Consider the following 14838-nt stretch of genomic DNA (forward strand, 5'->3'; position numbering starts at 1 on the left):
CATGCCCTCTCCTTTTGTCTCCGCAAGCAATCTCCGCAAGACATACGGCGATTTCACCGCGCTCGACGGCGTTTCCCTGAGCATGGACCGCGGCGAGGTCGTGGCCGTGATCGGTGCCTCGGGCTCGGGCAAGTCGACACTGCTGCGCTGCATCAACTATCTCGATCCGCCTGACAGCGGCGAGGTGCGGGTCGACGGCGTGCGGATCGGCTATGGCGAGGGCGCCCGCGAAGACCGCGCGCTGCCCGAACGCGACATTCGCCGCCAGCGCGCCGAGATCGGCATGGTGTTCCAGCACTTCAACCTCTTCCCGCATTTCACGGTGCTGCAGAACCTGATCGAAGCGCCAATGGCGGTGCGCGGCCTCAGCCGCGCGGAGGCCACCGAGCGCGCGCGGGATTTGCTGAACCGTGTCGGCCTTTCGGGTCGTGAAGGAGCCTTTCCGGCTGAGCTTTCGGGCGGCCAACAGCAGCGTGTCGCCATCGCCCGCGCGCTGTGCATGAAACCCCGCCTCATGCTGTTTGACGAGCCTACATCGGCGCTTGACCCCGAACTTGTCGGCGAGGTGATCGCGGTCATGCGCAGCCTTGCCGAGGAGGGGATGACCATGCTCGTCGTCACGCACGAGATGGATTTCGCCGCCCAGACCGCCAGCCGCGTCGCCTTCTTCGATGCGGGCAAGATCGTCGAGACCGGGCCGCCCGCTCAGGTTCTGCGCAGCCCGCAGCACCCGCGTACCCAAGCCTTCCTGCAACGCATCCTGCGGAGCCACTGATGACCACCTCCCTCTCTCCCGCCCAGACCGCCACACTTGCTGCGCTCTTTGACCGGATCTTCCCCGCTGGCGCGGATGGCAGCCCTTCGGCCTCGGAGATCGGCGCTGTGGGGTACGTCTCGGATGCGCTGAGCGGGCCCTATGCTGAACATCTTCCGCTTTATACCGAGCTAATCGCGGCGCTGGATCTTGCCGCCGGTGGCGATTTCGCCGCCGCACCGACCGACCGGCAGGACAGCATTCTGGCGCTCTTCGAAGCCAATGACACGAGCCTCGACGCCCTGCCACGCCCCTCTGACTACTCGGCTTTCGATCTCATCTGGCGGCATCTGCGCGAGGGCCTCTTCTGCGATCCGCGCCATGGCGGAAACCGGGGCTTCAAGGGCTGGGAACTGATCGGCTTTCCCGGCGCGCAGCCGGGCTATCGCGCCGAGGAGCAGCAGGTGAGCCACAAGGTCGCCCGCGCCCCGCAATCCATGGACAGCCTCGGCCAGGATGCCCGGCTCGAGAGCGCTCCCGCCACCATCGCCGCGTCCGAGCCGCTGCCCGAGGCGGATGTGGTCATCATCGGCGGCGGTTTTGTCGGGGGCTTCATGGCCCATCGCCTGACCGCCCAGGGCAAACGTGTGGTGATCCTCGAAGCGGGCGACAGCCGCACGGGTCGTGAGCACGCGATGGACGAGCTCTCGGCCACCGCCTTCCGCAACCTCGGCGGCGCCAAGAAGTTCAACAGCGAGGTGCCGACGTGGCGGCTCCGCCCCGGCGCGCCGGCGCGCCGCGCGTCGATGAGCCAAGGGCTCGAAACCGAGCTGGGTGGCAATTCGGTGGCCTGGGGCGCGGTCGCCATGCGCTTCTACGAGGATGATTTCGAGATCCGCTCGAAGACCGTCGCCAAGTACGGCGAGACCTCGATCCCGGCGGACAGTACCCTGGCCGACTGGCCCATGTCTTACCGCGACCTCGAACCCTACTACGACATGGCGGAGGATCTGCTGGGCGTCTCCGGCCATGCCGGCGGTCCGCGCGAAAACGGCCGCACGCGCGGCAATCCTTTCGAGGCCCCTCGCAAGCACCCTTATCCGATGCCTGCCCTGCGCCGCTCCGGCCTGGGTCAGACCTTCGCCACCGCCGCAGAAAGCCTCGGATACCATCCGTTCAACCTGCCTGCCGCGATCCTCACCGCGCCGCACAAGGGTCGGCATGCCTGCACCTATTGCAGCTTCTGCTCACGCTTCGGCTGCCACGTGGATGCCAAGGCGTCGGCGCAGAACACCGTGCTGCCCGAGGCTTTGGACAGCGGGCTGCTCACCATTTTGACCGGCGCGCGCGTGACCGAGATCGTCACCGAGGACGGGCGCGCAGTAGGCGCGCGCTATCTCACGTCCGATGGCCAGAGCCACGTGCAGCGTGGCCGTCAGGTGGTTCTTGCGACCTACGCATTCGAGAACACGCGGTTGCTGCTGCTCTCGCGCGATGAAGCGCACCCGCAAGGGTTGGGCAACAACCACGATCAGGTCGGGCGCAACTACATGACCCGGCAGCAGCCCTCGGTCTATGCCGTCTTCGACGACCGCAAGCTCAACCGTTTCATCGGGCCGACCGCTCAGGCCACGGCCATCGCCGACCTGTCCTGCGACCACTTCGATCATACCGGGCTGGGGTTCATCCGCGGCGGTCGTGTCGCTGCCTTCAACCAATATCTGCCGATCGAGGCCTCGGGCGTTCTGCCGCCCGACGTGCCCCGCTACGGCGCGGCGTGGAAAGAGTTCTTCGTGGCCTCCTACAACGCCACGATGATGCTGTTCATCGACCCCGAGATCCTGCCCTCGACCAACAACCGGCTGGACCTCGACCCCGAGCAGACCGATGCGTTGGGACGTCCGGTGGTACGCATCACCTTCGACATCGGCGACAACGAAAAGGCGATGATCCCGTGGCTGCAGGACCGCGCCGAAGAGATCGCCCGCAAGATGGGGGCTGCCCGGATTTGGCGTCGCCCCGCGCTGACCGGACCGATCTCGACCCATGATACCGGCGGTACCCGCATGGGCCACGATCCGGAGACCTCTGTCACCGATGGATTTGGCCGCGTGCATGACACTCCGGGCCTGACCGTCATCGGCGGTTCGAGTTTCGTGTCGCTGCCGCCAGTGAACCCGGCACTAACCATTCTTGCTCTCAGTCTCAGAGCCGCTGATGCCATCGTCGGCGATCAGGTCGCCGCCGACGGCAAACAGGAAGAAATCGCATGAGTACCGTCGACTGCATCGTCATGGGCGCCGGCGTGATCGGCGGCTTTACCGCGTGGAACCTTGCCCGTACAGGTGCCCGCGTCGCGCTGGTTGACCCCCGCGGCGCTGCAGGCGCGCCCTCTGCCAGCTGGGCCAGCGCGGGAGGGCTACGTGCGCAGGGCCGGAATGCGCATGAACAGCCCCTGAGCCGGATTGCCGCCGATCTCTGGCCGGGGCTGCAGGACGCGCTGAGTGCCGACCTCGAGCTGTCGCAGGGGGGGCACCTGCACCTTGCCGAGACCGAAGCCGAGGTCCCGGCGATCGAGAACCGGCTGGCGGCGGACGCGGCGGGCGGCATCGCCACCGAGCGGGTCGATGCGGCCCAGATCAGGGACATTGCGCCCGAGGTGACCGGTTCCGCGCTGCTCGGCGCCTTCAGCCCCGGCGACGGTCAGGCTCATCCGGGGCGCACCGCGCAGGCGCTGGCCCGCGCCTGCGCGGAGCTTGGTGTGGCATGTCACTTTGGCGCGCCCGCAAGTCTTCTCATGGAACATGGCAAGGTAACAGGCGCTCTTGCGGGCGGACACGCGCTGCGGGCGCCGCAGACCGTTCTGGCGACCGGTGCCTGGACTGCGGAGCTTGTGGCCCCGCTGGGCCTCGCGCTGCCGATGCGGGCACGCGGGCTGCAGATGCTGCTATCGGACCTCGCCTTGCCCGACATTCTGGCCCCCACGGTCACCGCTGTCGGACGCAATCTGTCGCTGAAACAACTTCGCTCCGGCGCCTTTATGATCGGCGGACGCTGGTTCGCGCGACCCACCGGGCGCGGACTGCAGACCCTGCCACTGGATGCCCATGCCGCGGCGCAATGGGCGGGCGCCGCGGCGATCCTGCCGAGGCTGAGCCGCCACAAGCTGGTGCATCAATGGGCCGGCACGGAAGCGCAGAGCATCGACGGCCTGCCGTTCATCGGACGGGCGGCAGACGGGCTCTATCTGGCCTGCGGGTTTTCCAACCACGGGTTCCAGATCAGCCCTGCGGTCGGCGCGCTGGTGGCAGAGGATATTCTGACCGGAACCGCTGCATTGCTTGCGCCCTTCACGCCCGAGCGCGCGGCCCGCATCGCTCCGGATGAGATCGCTGCTTTCCGCGATGCTCCAATCCTCGCCACGGCCTGACATGACGCAGTTCCCCAATCTCACCGCCTCGATCACTCTGGGCAACGTCACGCTGCGCAACCGCGTCTGCCTGACCGGCCATGGCACCGGCATGCCCACCGACGGGACGCCCAACGACCGGATGATCGCCTACTACGAAGAGCGCGCCAAAGGCGAAGTCGGCTTGATCATGCTCGGCTCCCAGCAGGTGCACCCCTCGTCGCCGGGGATCACCGGGCTTCTGTGCAATTACGACGACCGGATCATCCCCGGACTGAGCGAACTGGCGCGCCGAGTGCAGGCGCATGGCACAAAGGTCTTCGGCTATCTGTCGCATATGGGGTTTGCGACCTCGGCCCGCCCCGTGGCGCTCTGGTCGGCCAGCGCCGACTACGAAGAGAAATACGGCGAAGTCGCGCATGAGATGACGGTAGAAGAGATCGCCACGGTCGTGACCGCGCATGCCGATGCGGCAGAGCGCTGCCTGCAGGCAGGTCTCGACGGGATCGAGGTGCATTGCGGGCACGGGCTCTTGGTGCAGCAGTTCCTGTCGCCGCTTTCGAACCATCGCACCGACGCCTACGGCGGTGATCTGTGGAGCCGCAGCCGTTTTGCCCGGGAAATTCTTGCGGAGGTGCGCCAGCGGATTGGTCCGGAAGTGCCGCTTGGCGTGCGGGTGTCGGGCGACGAACTGGTGCCCGGCGGACTGACCGCCGCAGACATGGCCGAGGTCGTGCCTTGGCTGGTCGAGGCCGGGGCGCTGGATTTCGTCGATGTCAGCGCCGGGACCGACGGCAATCTGGTGTCCAACATGCTGCATGAACCCCCCATGGGTCTGCCGCCGGGGCCGTTCCGCTCGCTGGCGCGGCAGATCAAGGACCGCGTCGATATCCCGATCATCCACGGCACGCGTATCCACACCGCCGAATTCGCCGAGGAGATGCTCGCGCAGGGCGATGCAGACATGGCGGGCATGGCCCGCGCGCTGATCGCCGACCCGCATCTGCCCGCCAAAGCCAGAGCCGGCCAGCCAGAGCGCATCACCCCCTGCATCGCCTGTGAGCAGGCCTGTTTCGGGCGGCTCTACCGCGGGCGGCACATCAGCTGCATCGGGACACCACTCACGGGCCGTGAGGTGGAACCGGTCGTGGCTGCGCAGACTCGGACCGGTCCCGTGGTGGTGGTCGGCGCCGGTCCCGGCGGCATGGAGGCGGCTCTGCAGGCCGCCTTGCGCGGTCATGAGGTGATCCTGATCGAAGCCACGGGACGTCTTGGCGGTCGCCTCGATCTGGCGAAGCGGCCGACCGGCCGCAGTGAGTGGAACCGGCTCATCGCCTTCAAGACGTCAGAGCTCGCACGGCTCGGCGTCGACATCCGCTTGCACAGCCGCGCCGATGCCGCCTCGATCACCGCTCTCGCGCCGTCTGCGGTGGTGCTTGCCACCGGTGCGCAGAACCGACCGCTCGAACTGCCGGGCGCGGTGCCGGACAGCGTGCTCTCGCTGGACGAAGCAGTGCGCTCTTGGTCCGAAGGGTCGGACAGGATCGGCCGGCGGGTTCTGATCCTCGACGGAATGCACCGGGCGCCAGCCATGGTCACCGCGTTGTCGCTGGCACACTCGGGTCATGAGGTGACGCTCGCCTCCGCCGCGCTGCACATCGGCCAGCATCTCGAGATCCAGAACTTGACCTATCTGACACGCGAGGTCCTCGCTGCCGGCGTCAGACTTGCGCCGATGCTGAAACCGCGGCGCATGACCGATGGGCGGGTCGAAATGGAGAATATCTTCACCCGCGCCGAGGCCGAGCGCATCCCCGCGGATACGATCATAGCCGCGCTGCCAGGCCTGCCGGACACCCGCCTCGCAAGCGAACTGCAACATTTGCCCTGCCCGGTCACGGTGATCGGCGATGCCTACGCGCCGCGCGACGCCGAGGCGGCGATACTCGATGGCTGGACCGCGGGACGCGCGCTGTGAGTGAGGAAAACGGCGCGCTCTGGACGCATCTGGCCGCGCCCGCGCCTGACCTGTCGCCGCTGCAAGGCGCGCGGAACGCCGATCTTCTGGTCATCGGCGGCGGCTTCCTGGGCCTCTCTTCTGCGCTGCACGCTGCCGAAGCGGGGCTGTCGGTCGTGCTGATCGAGGCACAGGGACCGGGGTTCGGCGCTTCGGGGCGCAACACCGGCTTCGTCGTCCCCAGCCTGAAGTCCGCATTGGGTCCGGCCGAGGTCGAAGCGGCGCTCGGCCAGCCTCACTCCGAACGCCTGCTCCGGTTGGTCGCCGGATCGGGAGATGCGGTCTTCGGACTGATCGATCGCTTTGGCATGGATGTGGCCACGGCCCGCAACGGCTGGCTGCAGCCCGGTCACAGCGCGCAGGCCGAGGCGATGCTGAAGGGCCGTCTGCCCGCCCTTCGGGCGGCGGGCGTCGCGGTCGACTTTCTTGATCGGAACGAGATGCTGGCACTGACCGGCCTGCCGGCCCTGCACGGTGGCCTGCGCGTGGCAAGCGGCGGGCAGATCAATCCTCTGTCCTATGCGCGGGAGCTGGCGCGGGCTTGCGTCTCCACCGGCGTCGCCCTGCATTGCGACAGCCCGGCGCTGCGGCTTGAACGCCAGGGTGGCCAATGGCGCGCCGAGACCCCGGGTGGAAGTGTCACAGCCCCGCGTGTGCTGCTGGCCACCAACGCGATGATCGGCGGTCTGGAGCCCCGGATGCGCGATACCATCGTTCCGGTGAAGGTCTATCAGGTGGCAACCCAGCCCCTGCCAACCGCGCTGCGCCAACGCATTCTTCCCGCCTGCGCGCCGGTCGCCGACACCCGGCGCCACACCTTTGCGCTGCGCTGGACGGAAGATAACCGGCTGATCACCGGTGGCATGGTCGCGCCGCTTCCGGGACGTCACGGCCTCGCGCGCCGGGGTTTTCTGGCGCGGCTCAGAGCATTCATCCCCGACTGCCCGCCACTTCGGGCCGAGCACGTCTGGACCGGCACCATCGCGGCGACGCTGGATGCGTTGCCGCGGGTCACCGAGCTCGCACCCGGCCTCGTCGGCGTGATCGGCTGCAACGGGCGCGGCGTCGCCCTGACGACCGCCCTCGGGCGTGATCTCGGGCCCTGGCTTGCCGGTGCCTCAGACGCCGAGGCGTTGCCGCTGCAGGTCACCCCGCCCCGCCCGATCCCGATGGCCCGTCTGTCCGGCCTCGGCCCGCATCTCTGGCTGCCGTGGTCGTCGCTGCGCGATCGGCTCGACAGCCGCAGCACCTGACCCCGACCTTCAGCAAGGAAAGTTCCAATGACCGAAGAAAAAATCCAATGGTCCCGCCAGGAAGACGTTGCCTTCACCTGGGTTCACGAAGGCAAAGAGTTCAGCCACCGGCTGATCACCAAGAAGCTGCATGGCTCGCCCATGTCGTTCCACATCACGACCTACATGCCGCATTTCGACGTCATGGTCGAAGGCGACGGTGAGCATGAGGTGATCCTCTACTGCCTGCATGGCTGGTCCGAACAGATCGTCGAGGCCACCGGCGAGACCCATCACTTCAAGCAGGGCGACGCGATGTACCTGCCGAAGAACTACCGCTACCGCCACATCATCGGCGAGGCCGGGCTCGTCGTCGCGGTCTGTGCGACGCCCTCCAAAGAAGCCGGCGACATGTAAGGCGCTCCCGATGCCCGCACGTTTCCTCCACTCACTGTCCGACGTTCCCGACCACCCCGATGTGACCATCGTGGGCGGCGGCATTGCCGGGCTTGCCACCGCATGGGCGCTGTCGCAGCGCGGCCTGCGCCCGCTGCTGATCGAGCGCCTTCCGGCGCTGGCCATGCTCGCCTCTCGGCGTTCGGGCGAAGGCGTGCGGGCGCAATGGGAGCACCGCGGCTCCATCGCGTTGGCACGACCTTCGATCGAATTCTATCGCGATTTCGCCACGCATACCGGCCAGGACGCGGGATATCGGCCGGTGGGCTATCTCTATGCCAGCCGCAGCGCGGCGGGCGCCGAGCTTTTGCGCGACCGGGTGCGGCGGCAACAGGCAGCGGGCCTCGACGACGTCGCCTTTCTGCAGCCCGACGCACTGCGCGCGCAGGTGCCGAGCCTTGCAGAAGACGTCGTGGGCGGTGCCTTTCGTGCAGCCGATGGCGTGGTCGAGATCGACCGGATCATCGCGGGATACCTCGCGAGTATGGAGGCGGATATCCTGCTGGGCTGCGATCTGCTGGTGGTGCGTCCGGGCAATCAATCGGTCACCCTGCGCACCACCCTTGGCGAGATTCACACCGGCCAGATCGTGCTTGCCACCGCGGCGCGGCTGCCGGGGCTGATGGTCGGGCTGAATCAATCTCTGCCCTTGCGGCTCTCGCGCTCGGCCATTCAATACGTCACGCTCGACGGGATCGACCCCCAGCATCCGGCCACCATCGACGCCGATCTCGGCTCGTTCTGGCGCCCCGATCATGGCGGCGCGCGGATGACCGCCTCGTTCCGCTCGACGCTGTTTCTGGACAGTTTCACCGACGATCCGCCGGTCGACCCGGACTATCTTGCGCAGGCCATCGCCACCGTCGCACCGCTTGTGCCCTTCTGGGGCCACCGCAGCCATGAGATCCGCGGCGGACACATCCGCTCGGGCAGCCTGCTGGTCACCGGCGACGGCTTGCCGCTGATCGGGGCCCTGCCCGAGACCCCGCGCGTCATTCTCAACACCGGATATGGCGGGCATGGAGTGATGATGAGCCCCGCAGGCGCCGCGCGAACCGCCGGGATCGTGCTGGGCGATGCACCGGACCCGCACACCGATCCCGCCCGCTTTGCCGATCCGGACAATCCTCCGCCCGCGGAGCCGATGACCGTCAACCTCGCCGGCTGAGCCCCTCCCCAAGACCAAGAACGAGTTTTCAAATGTCCCAAGCTAAGCGCCATATCGGCATCATCACCACCGGCCACGGCCCGCGCGACGAATATCTGCACTATCACGGGCTGTTCCTCAAAGCGCTCGGGGCGGATGTCACGATCACCCTGCGCCACATCTATGACGGGCTGACGCTGGCCGATCTCGATCCGCATGAGGTCGACAAATCCACGCCCAACCTCGGCGCGCATGTCCACGTTCCCGGTGCCAAGGGCAACCATATGGGCGATGGCTGGGAGCACCGGTTCTATGACCTGGAGTTCGCCACCGGCCTCGTGCAGCAGGCCATCGAGCGGCTGGAGACCGAAGACGGCGTGGACATGGTTCTGCTCGCCTGCGCCGCAGAGTTCCCCGAAGGCGCACTTACGGCCCGTACGATGCTGATCCACCCGCGCGAGATCATGTTCGCGCTGGCGCAGACCATCGCCGAAGGGTCGTCGCGCAAGCCCAAGGTCGGCGTCATCGTCGATGCCGAGCATGCCGATCACGACCGCGCCGACTGGCTGTCGCGCCCCTTCGCCGAGCAGATCGAGCTGGTGGTCTCGCCGATCACCTCCACCTGGCTGGAGGCGGCGCAAGCACTTGGCGCGGCCGAGGTCGAATACGCCTTTTTCTTCGGCTATGGCGTCGGCCTTGCGCCCTATGATGCCCGCGACGAGATCCCCGCGCTCGAGCGCGCCATCGGCGCGCCGCTGATCCTGCCGCACCGGGCGACCGTGCTGCATCTGCGCAACCTGCTGATGCCGGCGTTGAACGATCTTGATTTCCTTCCTGCCGACTGGAACCGCACATGAGCACCGAAACGTCGCGCCACTTCGCTCCGCGCCACCTGATCTGGTCGCAGATGACCCGGGCCGAGATCACCGCCGCGCGCGACCGCGGCGCGCTAGTGATCATCCCCACCGGCTCGATCGAGCAACATGGCGATCACCTGCCGGTCGAGACCGACAGCCTGCTGAGCGCCGCCGTCGCCGAGATGGCCGCCGCCCGGATCACCGAGGTCGAGGTGATCGTCGCGCCGGTCGTCTCCTTCGGCTTCACGCCGCATCACCTCAGCTGGCCGGGCACAATTTCGCTGCGGCTCGACACCTATCTGTCCATGCTGCGCGATGTGGCCCGTTCGGTGCTCGATGCCGGGTTTCCGCGGGCGATCTTCGTCAACGGACACGGCGGCAACTCCGCGCCGCTTCGTGCGCTGGTGGGCGAGATGATCACCGACGGCCATGCGGTCGGCATGGTGGACTACTTCGCCCCATCCTATGACGCGATGGTGGCGCTTCTGAAAGGCGACCTGCCCCGCCCCGGCCATGCCTGCGAACAGGAAACGGTCCTGGCAGGGCAGGTCCTCGGCGCGGCCGAGGCCACCCTGCTGGCCGAGCGCAGCGCGGGTCTTCAGCCGCGGCTGATCCAGCCGTGGGTCGCGCCGGGATGCTCCGACGATCCGGTGACCGACGCCGGCGCAGGCTGGGCCGCGATCTTCCATGCCGACGACTGCGGCTACTACGGAGACCCGGGCGCCTCCACCGCAGAAACTGGCGCGGCCGTGCTTGAGGTGACGGTGGCTGGCCTTGCGGATTTCCTCGAGAAGTTCGCGCAAACGCCGCTTCGGCTGGGCGTGGCTCCGGATCCAGCGAAACCGGGCATTGCACAGCCCCTGACCAAGAAAGTGTCGCGATGAGCTTTGACGTGATGATCACCGGTGCTGGCGCGGTGGGCGCCCATGCGGTCGAATACCTTGCCCGCCGTCCGGAAATCACCCGCATCTGCCTGATCGACCGGGATGGTCCCCGCGCCGAAGGCATTGCATGGCGCGCCACGCTAGGCGCGCTGCAGGAAGGTCGCCACGTCCGCATCGAGGCGCACGGACTGGACCTCGGCGACAGCGCCGCACTGGCCGAGGTCATTTCCCGGACCAGGCCGCGGACCTTGTTCCATGCCGCGACGATGATCTCGGTGCCCGAGATGGCCCGCGGTCTGCCGCCCGAGGTGTTCGAGCGGATCCGCAGTGCCGGCATGGGAGGCTTCCTCGCCGCGCATCTTGCGCTTGGTCTTTCGGTGCAGAAAGCGCTGGGTCTGGCCGGGCACTCCTGCAGCTTCATCACCGCCCCCTTCCCTGACTTCGCCAACCAGGTGCTGACGCGCACGGCCGGTGTCTCGGGCGGCCCGAAGCCGCTGACTGGCATCGGAAATGTCGACAACATGGCCGCCGAACTGCAGGCCATGGTTGCGCAGCACATGGGCGTTTCCGCGCTGTCGGTCCGACCGATGATCATGGCGCATCACTCGGTGGCCGAATGGTTCCAGCGCTCGGGCAGTGCCGGAGCCGCCCCCTGGCTTGCTCGGGTGCTTGTCGAGGGGTGCGACGTCACCGACACGCTCGACCTCAACGCGCTGATGGCCGAGAGCGCCCGCCGGATACGTCAGGTGCCGCAGGAAAGCCGCACCGCGGCCTCGGGCGTGAAGACCGTACTGGCGGCGCTGCGCGACGACGGCAGCTATCAGCATGGCGCCGGGCCGGACGGGAAGCCCGGCGGCTGGCCGATCCGGGTCTGGGCCGATCGTGTGGAGGTGCTGCCGGTGCCCGGGCTCGACCCGCAGGCGGCGCTGGACACCGCGCACGCCGGTCAGCTCAAAGGGGGTATCGCCGAGATCAAGGAAGATGGAACCTTGATCGCGACGGAGACCTGCGCGGCGGCGGTACGCGACGAATTCGGCGTAGACGTCGCGCGGCTGTCACCGGACGATATTCCGCAGGCGGCCGCGGCGCTTCGCGCGGCACTAAGCCAGCGGATCGCGGCGTAACAAACAAAACGGCCCGCAACTGAGGTTGCGGGCCGATCTTCATGGCGGATCGAGATGTTCAGCCCTGACCGGGCAGCGACAACCAGTTCTCGACGCGGTGCTGCAACCAGATCAGCGCCCCATTGAGTATCAGATAGGCCAGACCGATGACGATGAGGATCTCGAAGGGCTGGTAGGTGCGCGAGATCAGTGCCATCCCGGCGCCGGTCAGCTCGGTCACCGCCACCATCCCGGCCAGTGACGAGCCTTTCATCACCAGTGTCAGGTTCGACGTCAGCGGTGGCATGATGGTCCGGATCGCCTGCGGCACGATCACCCGGCGCAGGATCATCGGGAAGGGCATGCCAAGCGCCCGTGCCGCCTCATACTGGGTCGAAGGGACGGCGCGCAGCCCGGCCCGGATATACTCCATGTTGTACCCGGTGGCCGAGAGCGTGAGCCCGGCGATTGCCGCCGGAACCGCTGCGAGATAGATGCCGACCTGCGGCAGCCCGAAATACGTCAGGAAAAGCAGCGTAAGCGCCGGTGTCGCACGCATCACCCAAGAGAAGACGGCGGAGAGGATGCGCAGGCCCCGGATCGGTCCGTCCCGCATCACCGCGAGGGGAAAGGCCAGCACCACCGAGAGCACGATGGTCGCGCCTGCGATCCATAGCGTGGTGCCGAAGGCCTCCAGCAACAGCCCGGCGTTGTCCGTCACGACATTCCAGTTCATGTCATGCCTCCGTTGATCGGGCCATAGCGACGGCGCATCAGCCCCGAGAGCAGCAGTTCAGCGACCATCACCACGCTGGCCATCGCGGCATAGACCGCGCCGGCAAAGAGGATGAGCGTCATGGGATCACTCGAGATCGCGAGGCTCTGGCGCGTGACCATCATCACCTCGCCGACGGAGACCGCCGAGGCCAGCGACAGCATCTTCACGTTGCCCGCCAGAAAGGTAGCCCAAGGGGTCACGGAGATGCGCGCGAGCTGCGGGATGATCACGCGGCGCAGCATCAACATGCGCCCCATGCCGAGGCTGCGCGAGGTCTCGATCAGCCGCGGGTCGATGGCGGCGAGGCCTGCGCGAAAGATCTCCGCGTGAAACGCGGTACCAATCAGCACGAAGGCGAGAAAGGCCGAGCCGATGGCGCCGAGATCGATCCCGATGCGCGGCAGCGCGAGAAAGCAGAAAAGCAGCACGACAAGCTCGGGCAGACCGCGGAAGATCCACGTATAGACCGACAGCGCGCGGCGCCCGCGCGGGCCGTTGACAAAGAGCGCCAGCACCAGCCCCAGAAGGGTCGAGACGGTGGCGATCAGCGCAAACAGCCAGATGGTCAGCCAGATTGCCTGCAGGAAACGGGGCATCTGCGTTGCAAGAACATCCATGTGCGCCTCAATCCGTCACGCTGCGCACGAAGGCCTGCAACTCTGCTGTCGACGGGTTGGCCAGGACGTCCTTCGGGTCGCCCGCCTCGCAGACCCGGCCCTTGTGCATGAACACCACCCGGTCGGCGACGTTGCGGACAAAGCCCATCTCGTGGCTGACCGACACCATGGTCATCCCTTCCGAGGCAAGGTCGCGCATCACCGAGAGCACCTCTCCCTTGAGTTCGGGATCGAGCGCCGAGGTGACCTCGTCGAACAGCAGCGCCTCGGGACGCATGGCCAGCGCTCGGGCGATGGCCACGCGCTGTTGCTCGCCACCCGACATCTGATGCGGATAGGCGCCGGCGCGATGCGACAGGCGCACCTTCTCGAGCAGTGCCTCGGCCTCGGCCCTCACCTCATCACGGGGCCGTTTCATCACCATCACCGGCGCTTCCATGACATTTTGCAGCGCGGTCATGTGCGGAAACAGGTTGAAGCTCTGAAAAACCATCGAGATCTGGGTGCGGTAGCCAAGCAGGTCACGCTCGCGCGCGGGCATGCGCTTGCCGCCGTTTTGCACCCAGCCAACCTCGCGCCCCTGCCAGAGGATCCGCCCGTTATCGGGGCGGATCAGCAGGTTGAGGCAGCGCAGCAGGGTCGATTTCCCCGACCCTGACGCGCCGATGATGGCCAGCACCTCGCCGCGATTGACGGTGAAATCGACGCCGCGCAGCACGCGCTGTGTGCCCAGCGTCTTTTCCAGTCCCGCAACCTCGAGCAGCGGCCCGTCAGTGGCGGACATGAATACGCTCCGGCCAGGCGGGAGAGGTCAACATCCGGGCATTGAAGACGTTCAGCACATTGGGCGTGACAACCGGGCAGCCCAGGCGGGCCGAGATGTCGGCAAGCAGATCCTCGGGGTCATGCGGGGCAAGACCGTCGCCGTAGCCCCAGATCAGGGCCAGATCGAACGGACCCTCGGGCGCCAGTTGATCGAGGGCCTCGCCGGTGGCGATGCCGATGCCGAAGTGGCTCTCGACGTTTTCCATCCAGGGCTGCGAGGACCAGGTGGCGCGGTCCTGATCGATGTGCCACTCGGTCGGCAGCAGCAGCGCCAGCTTGAGCCCGCCGCGCGCTTCGGCCTGACGCCGCACGAGATCGAACATCAGCTGATAGGGCAGCAGCAGCGGCACCGGCGAGGACAGCGCGCCTTCGGGATACATTTCGGCGCAGCACATCAGGATGATCTCGGCGCCGTTGGCGACATGGGCGTCGATCGCCGCCTGCGCGCGTTCCAGATACCAGTCCTGCGCCACGAAGATCTCTTCCCAGCCCGCGCCCATGCGGCGATCGTCGGGCGTCGTGTTGTGCACGTAGCAGCCGATCCCGAGCCCATCCGCGGGCGAGATTTCATGCTCGGCAATCTGGGCGCGGGTGAGCCCGTCGAGGCAGGCCTTTTCGGTGACCTCGACCTCGAGCCCCATGGCCGTGAGGGCGTTGGTGTGGAAGCTGACGTATTCGTTGCGCGGGCTTTGGCCCGTGGTGATGATCCCGATCTTGGTCGGCATGAGGGAGAGTCCTTTGGTTTCTTGGCCCCGCCCT

At 67.2% G+C, this 14838-nt stretch carries 14 protein-coding genes; 10 read left to right on the top strand and 4 right to left on the bottom strand.

Annotation, left to right across the window (positions count from 1 at the left end; all coding sequences use genetic code 11):
• Position 1: 1 nt before the first annotated feature.
• From BM397_RS18715 to BM397_RS18760, 10 genes are read left to right on the top strand one after another with little or no spacing between them, the layout of a single operon-like run.
• A complete protein-coding gene (locus BM397_RS18715) occupies positions 2-775 on the top strand; it encodes an amino acid ABC transporter ATP-binding protein (RefSeq protein ID WP_092429392.1) in 774 nt (257 codons plus the stop codon).
• Positions 775-3027 carry a GMC family oxidoreductase gene (locus tag BM397_RS18720; protein ID WP_092429394.1) on the top strand — a complete coding sequence of 751 codons (2253 nt, stop codon included), beginning with the start codon at positions 775-777 and terminating at the stop codon, positions 3025-3027. Before BM397_RS18715 ends, BM397_RS18720 begins: the two co-directional genes overlap by 1 nt.
• The gene (locus tag BM397_RS18725) at positions 3024-4184 is read left to right on the top strand and encodes an NAD(P)/FAD-dependent oxidoreductase (RefSeq protein WP_092429396.1); all 1161 of its coding nucleotides are present in this window, start codon (positions 3024-3026) and stop codon (positions 4182-4184) included. Before BM397_RS18720 ends, BM397_RS18725 begins: the two co-directional genes overlap by 4 nt.
• A gap of 1 nt (position 4185) precedes the next feature.
• Entirely contained in the window at positions 4186-6141 is a 1956-nt protein-coding gene (locus BM397_RS18730; protein ID WP_176806832.1) for an oxidoreductase, read from the top strand.
• Positions 6138-7433: an NAD(P)/FAD-dependent oxidoreductase gene (locus BM397_RS18735; RefSeq protein ID WP_176806834.1), complete on the top strand. Its 1296-nt coding sequence runs from the start codon at positions 6138-6140 to the stop codon at positions 7431-7433. The genes BM397_RS18730 and BM397_RS18735 overlap by 4 nt, the downstream gene beginning before the upstream one ends.
• A gap of 27 nt (positions 7434-7460) precedes the next feature.
• Complete coding sequence (locus tag BM397_RS18740; RefSeq protein WP_092429402.1) at positions 7461-7829, top strand: ectoine synthase; 369 nt, start codon at positions 7461-7463, stop codon at positions 7827-7829.
• A 10-nt stretch (positions 7830-7839) separates the two neighbouring features.
• Complete coding sequence (locus BM397_RS18745) at positions 7840-9036, top strand: NAD(P)/FAD-dependent oxidoreductase (RefSeq protein WP_092429404.1); 1197 nt, start codon at positions 7840-7842, stop codon at positions 9034-9036.
• 32 nt (positions 9037-9068) lie between these two features.
• On the top strand, positions 9069-9872 hold the full coding sequence (locus tag BM397_RS18750) for an AroM family protein (RefSeq protein ID WP_092429406.1): 804 nt from the start codon (positions 9069-9071) through the stop codon (positions 9870-9872).
• Positions 9869-10756, top strand: a complete 888-nt coding sequence (locus BM397_RS18755) for a creatininase family protein (protein WP_092429408.1) — start codon at positions 9869-9871, stop codon at positions 10754-10756. The genes BM397_RS18750 and BM397_RS18755 overlap by 4 nt, the downstream gene beginning before the upstream one ends.
• Positions 10753-11880, top strand: coding sequence for a saccharopine dehydrogenase NADP-binding domain-containing protein (locus tag BM397_RS18760; protein ID WP_092429410.1), 1128 nt, complete (start codon positions 10753-10755; stop codon positions 11878-11880). The genes BM397_RS18755 and BM397_RS18760 overlap by 4 nt, the downstream gene beginning before the upstream one ends.
• A 58-nt stretch (positions 11881-11938) precedes the next feature.
• Here the strand turns inward: BM397_RS18760 and BM397_RS18765 are convergent, their stop codons facing one another.
• From BM397_RS18765 to BM397_RS18780, 4 genes are read right to left on the bottom strand one after another with little or no spacing between them, the layout of a single operon-like run.
• The gene (locus tag BM397_RS18765) at positions 11939-12595 is read right to left on the bottom strand and encodes an amino acid ABC transporter permease (RefSeq protein ID WP_092429412.1); all 657 of its coding nucleotides are present in this window, start codon (positions 12593-12595) and stop codon (positions 11939-11941) included.
• Positions 12592-13254, bottom strand: coding sequence for an amino acid ABC transporter permease (locus tag BM397_RS18770; protein WP_092429414.1), 663 nt, complete (start codon positions 13252-13254; stop codon positions 12592-12594). Before BM397_RS18770 ends, BM397_RS18765 begins: the two co-directional genes overlap by 4 nt.
• 7 nt (positions 13255-13261) lie before the next feature.
• Positions 13262-14038, bottom strand: a complete 777-nt coding sequence (locus BM397_RS18775) for an amino acid ABC transporter ATP-binding protein (protein WP_092429416.1) — start codon at positions 14036-14038, stop codon at positions 13262-13264.
• Positions 14025-14804: an AroM family protein gene (locus BM397_RS18780; RefSeq protein WP_092429418.1), complete on the bottom strand. Its 780-nt coding sequence runs from the start codon at positions 14802-14804 to the stop codon at positions 14025-14027. Before BM397_RS18780 ends, BM397_RS18775 begins: the two co-directional genes overlap by 14 nt.
• Positions 14805-14838: the final 34 nt, after the last annotated feature.

The organism is Alloyangia pacifica (assembly GCF_900116195.1).
Taxonomy (GTDB): domain Bacteria; phylum Pseudomonadota; class Alphaproteobacteria; order Rhodobacterales; family Rhodobacteraceae; genus Salipiger; species Salipiger pacificus.

Bases quoted from the DNA above. Each gene is read 5' to 3' on its own strand.
- BM397_RS18780 (WP_092429418.1), bottom strand. From the start codon at position 14,804: ATGCCGACCAAGATCGGGATCATCACCACGGGCCAAAGCCCGCGCAAC.
- BM397_RS18715 (WP_092429392.1), top strand. From the start codon at position 2: ATGCCCTCTCCTTTTGTCTCCGCAAGCAATCTCCGCAAGACATACGGC.
- BM397_RS18775 (WP_092429416.1), bottom strand. From the start codon at position 14,038: ATGTCCGCCACTGACGGGCCGCTGCTCGAGGTTGCGGGACTGGAAAAG.
- BM397_RS18730 (WP_176806832.1), top strand. From the start codon at position 4,186: ATGACGCAGTTCCCCAATCTCACCGCCTCGATCACTCTGGGCAACGTC.
- BM397_RS18720 (WP_092429394.1), top strand. From the start codon at position 775: ATGACCACCTCCCTCTCTCCCGCCCAGACCGCCACACTTGCTGCGCTC.
- BM397_RS18765 (WP_092429412.1), bottom strand. From the start codon at position 12,595: ATGAACTGGAATGTCGTGACGGACAACGCCGGGCTGTTGCTGGAGGCC.
- BM397_RS18740 (WP_092429402.1), top strand. From the start codon at position 7,461: ATGACCGAAGAAAAAATCCAATGGTCCCGCCAGGAAGACGTTGCCTTC.
- BM397_RS18770 (WP_092429414.1), bottom strand. From the start codon at position 13,254: ATGGATGTTCTTGCAACGCAGATGCCCCGTTTCCTGCAGGCAATCTGG.
- BM397_RS18745 (WP_092429404.1), top strand. From the start codon at position 7,840: ATGCCCGCACGTTTCCTCCACTCACTGTCCGACGTTCCCGACCACCCC.
- BM397_RS18725 (WP_092429396.1), top strand. From the start codon at position 3,024: ATGAGTACCGTCGACTGCATCGTCATGGGCGCCGGCGTGATCGGCGGC.
- BM397_RS18755 (WP_092429408.1), top strand. From the start codon at position 9,869: ATGAGCACCGAAACGTCGCGCCACTTCGCTCCGCGCCACCTGATCTGG.
- BM397_RS18760 (WP_092429410.1), top strand. From the start codon at position 10,753: ATGAGCTTTGACGTGATGATCACCGGTGCTGGCGCGGTGGGCGCCCAT.
- BM397_RS18750 (WP_092429406.1), top strand. From the start codon at position 9,069: ATGTCCCAAGCTAAGCGCCATATCGGCATCATCACCACCGGCCACGGC.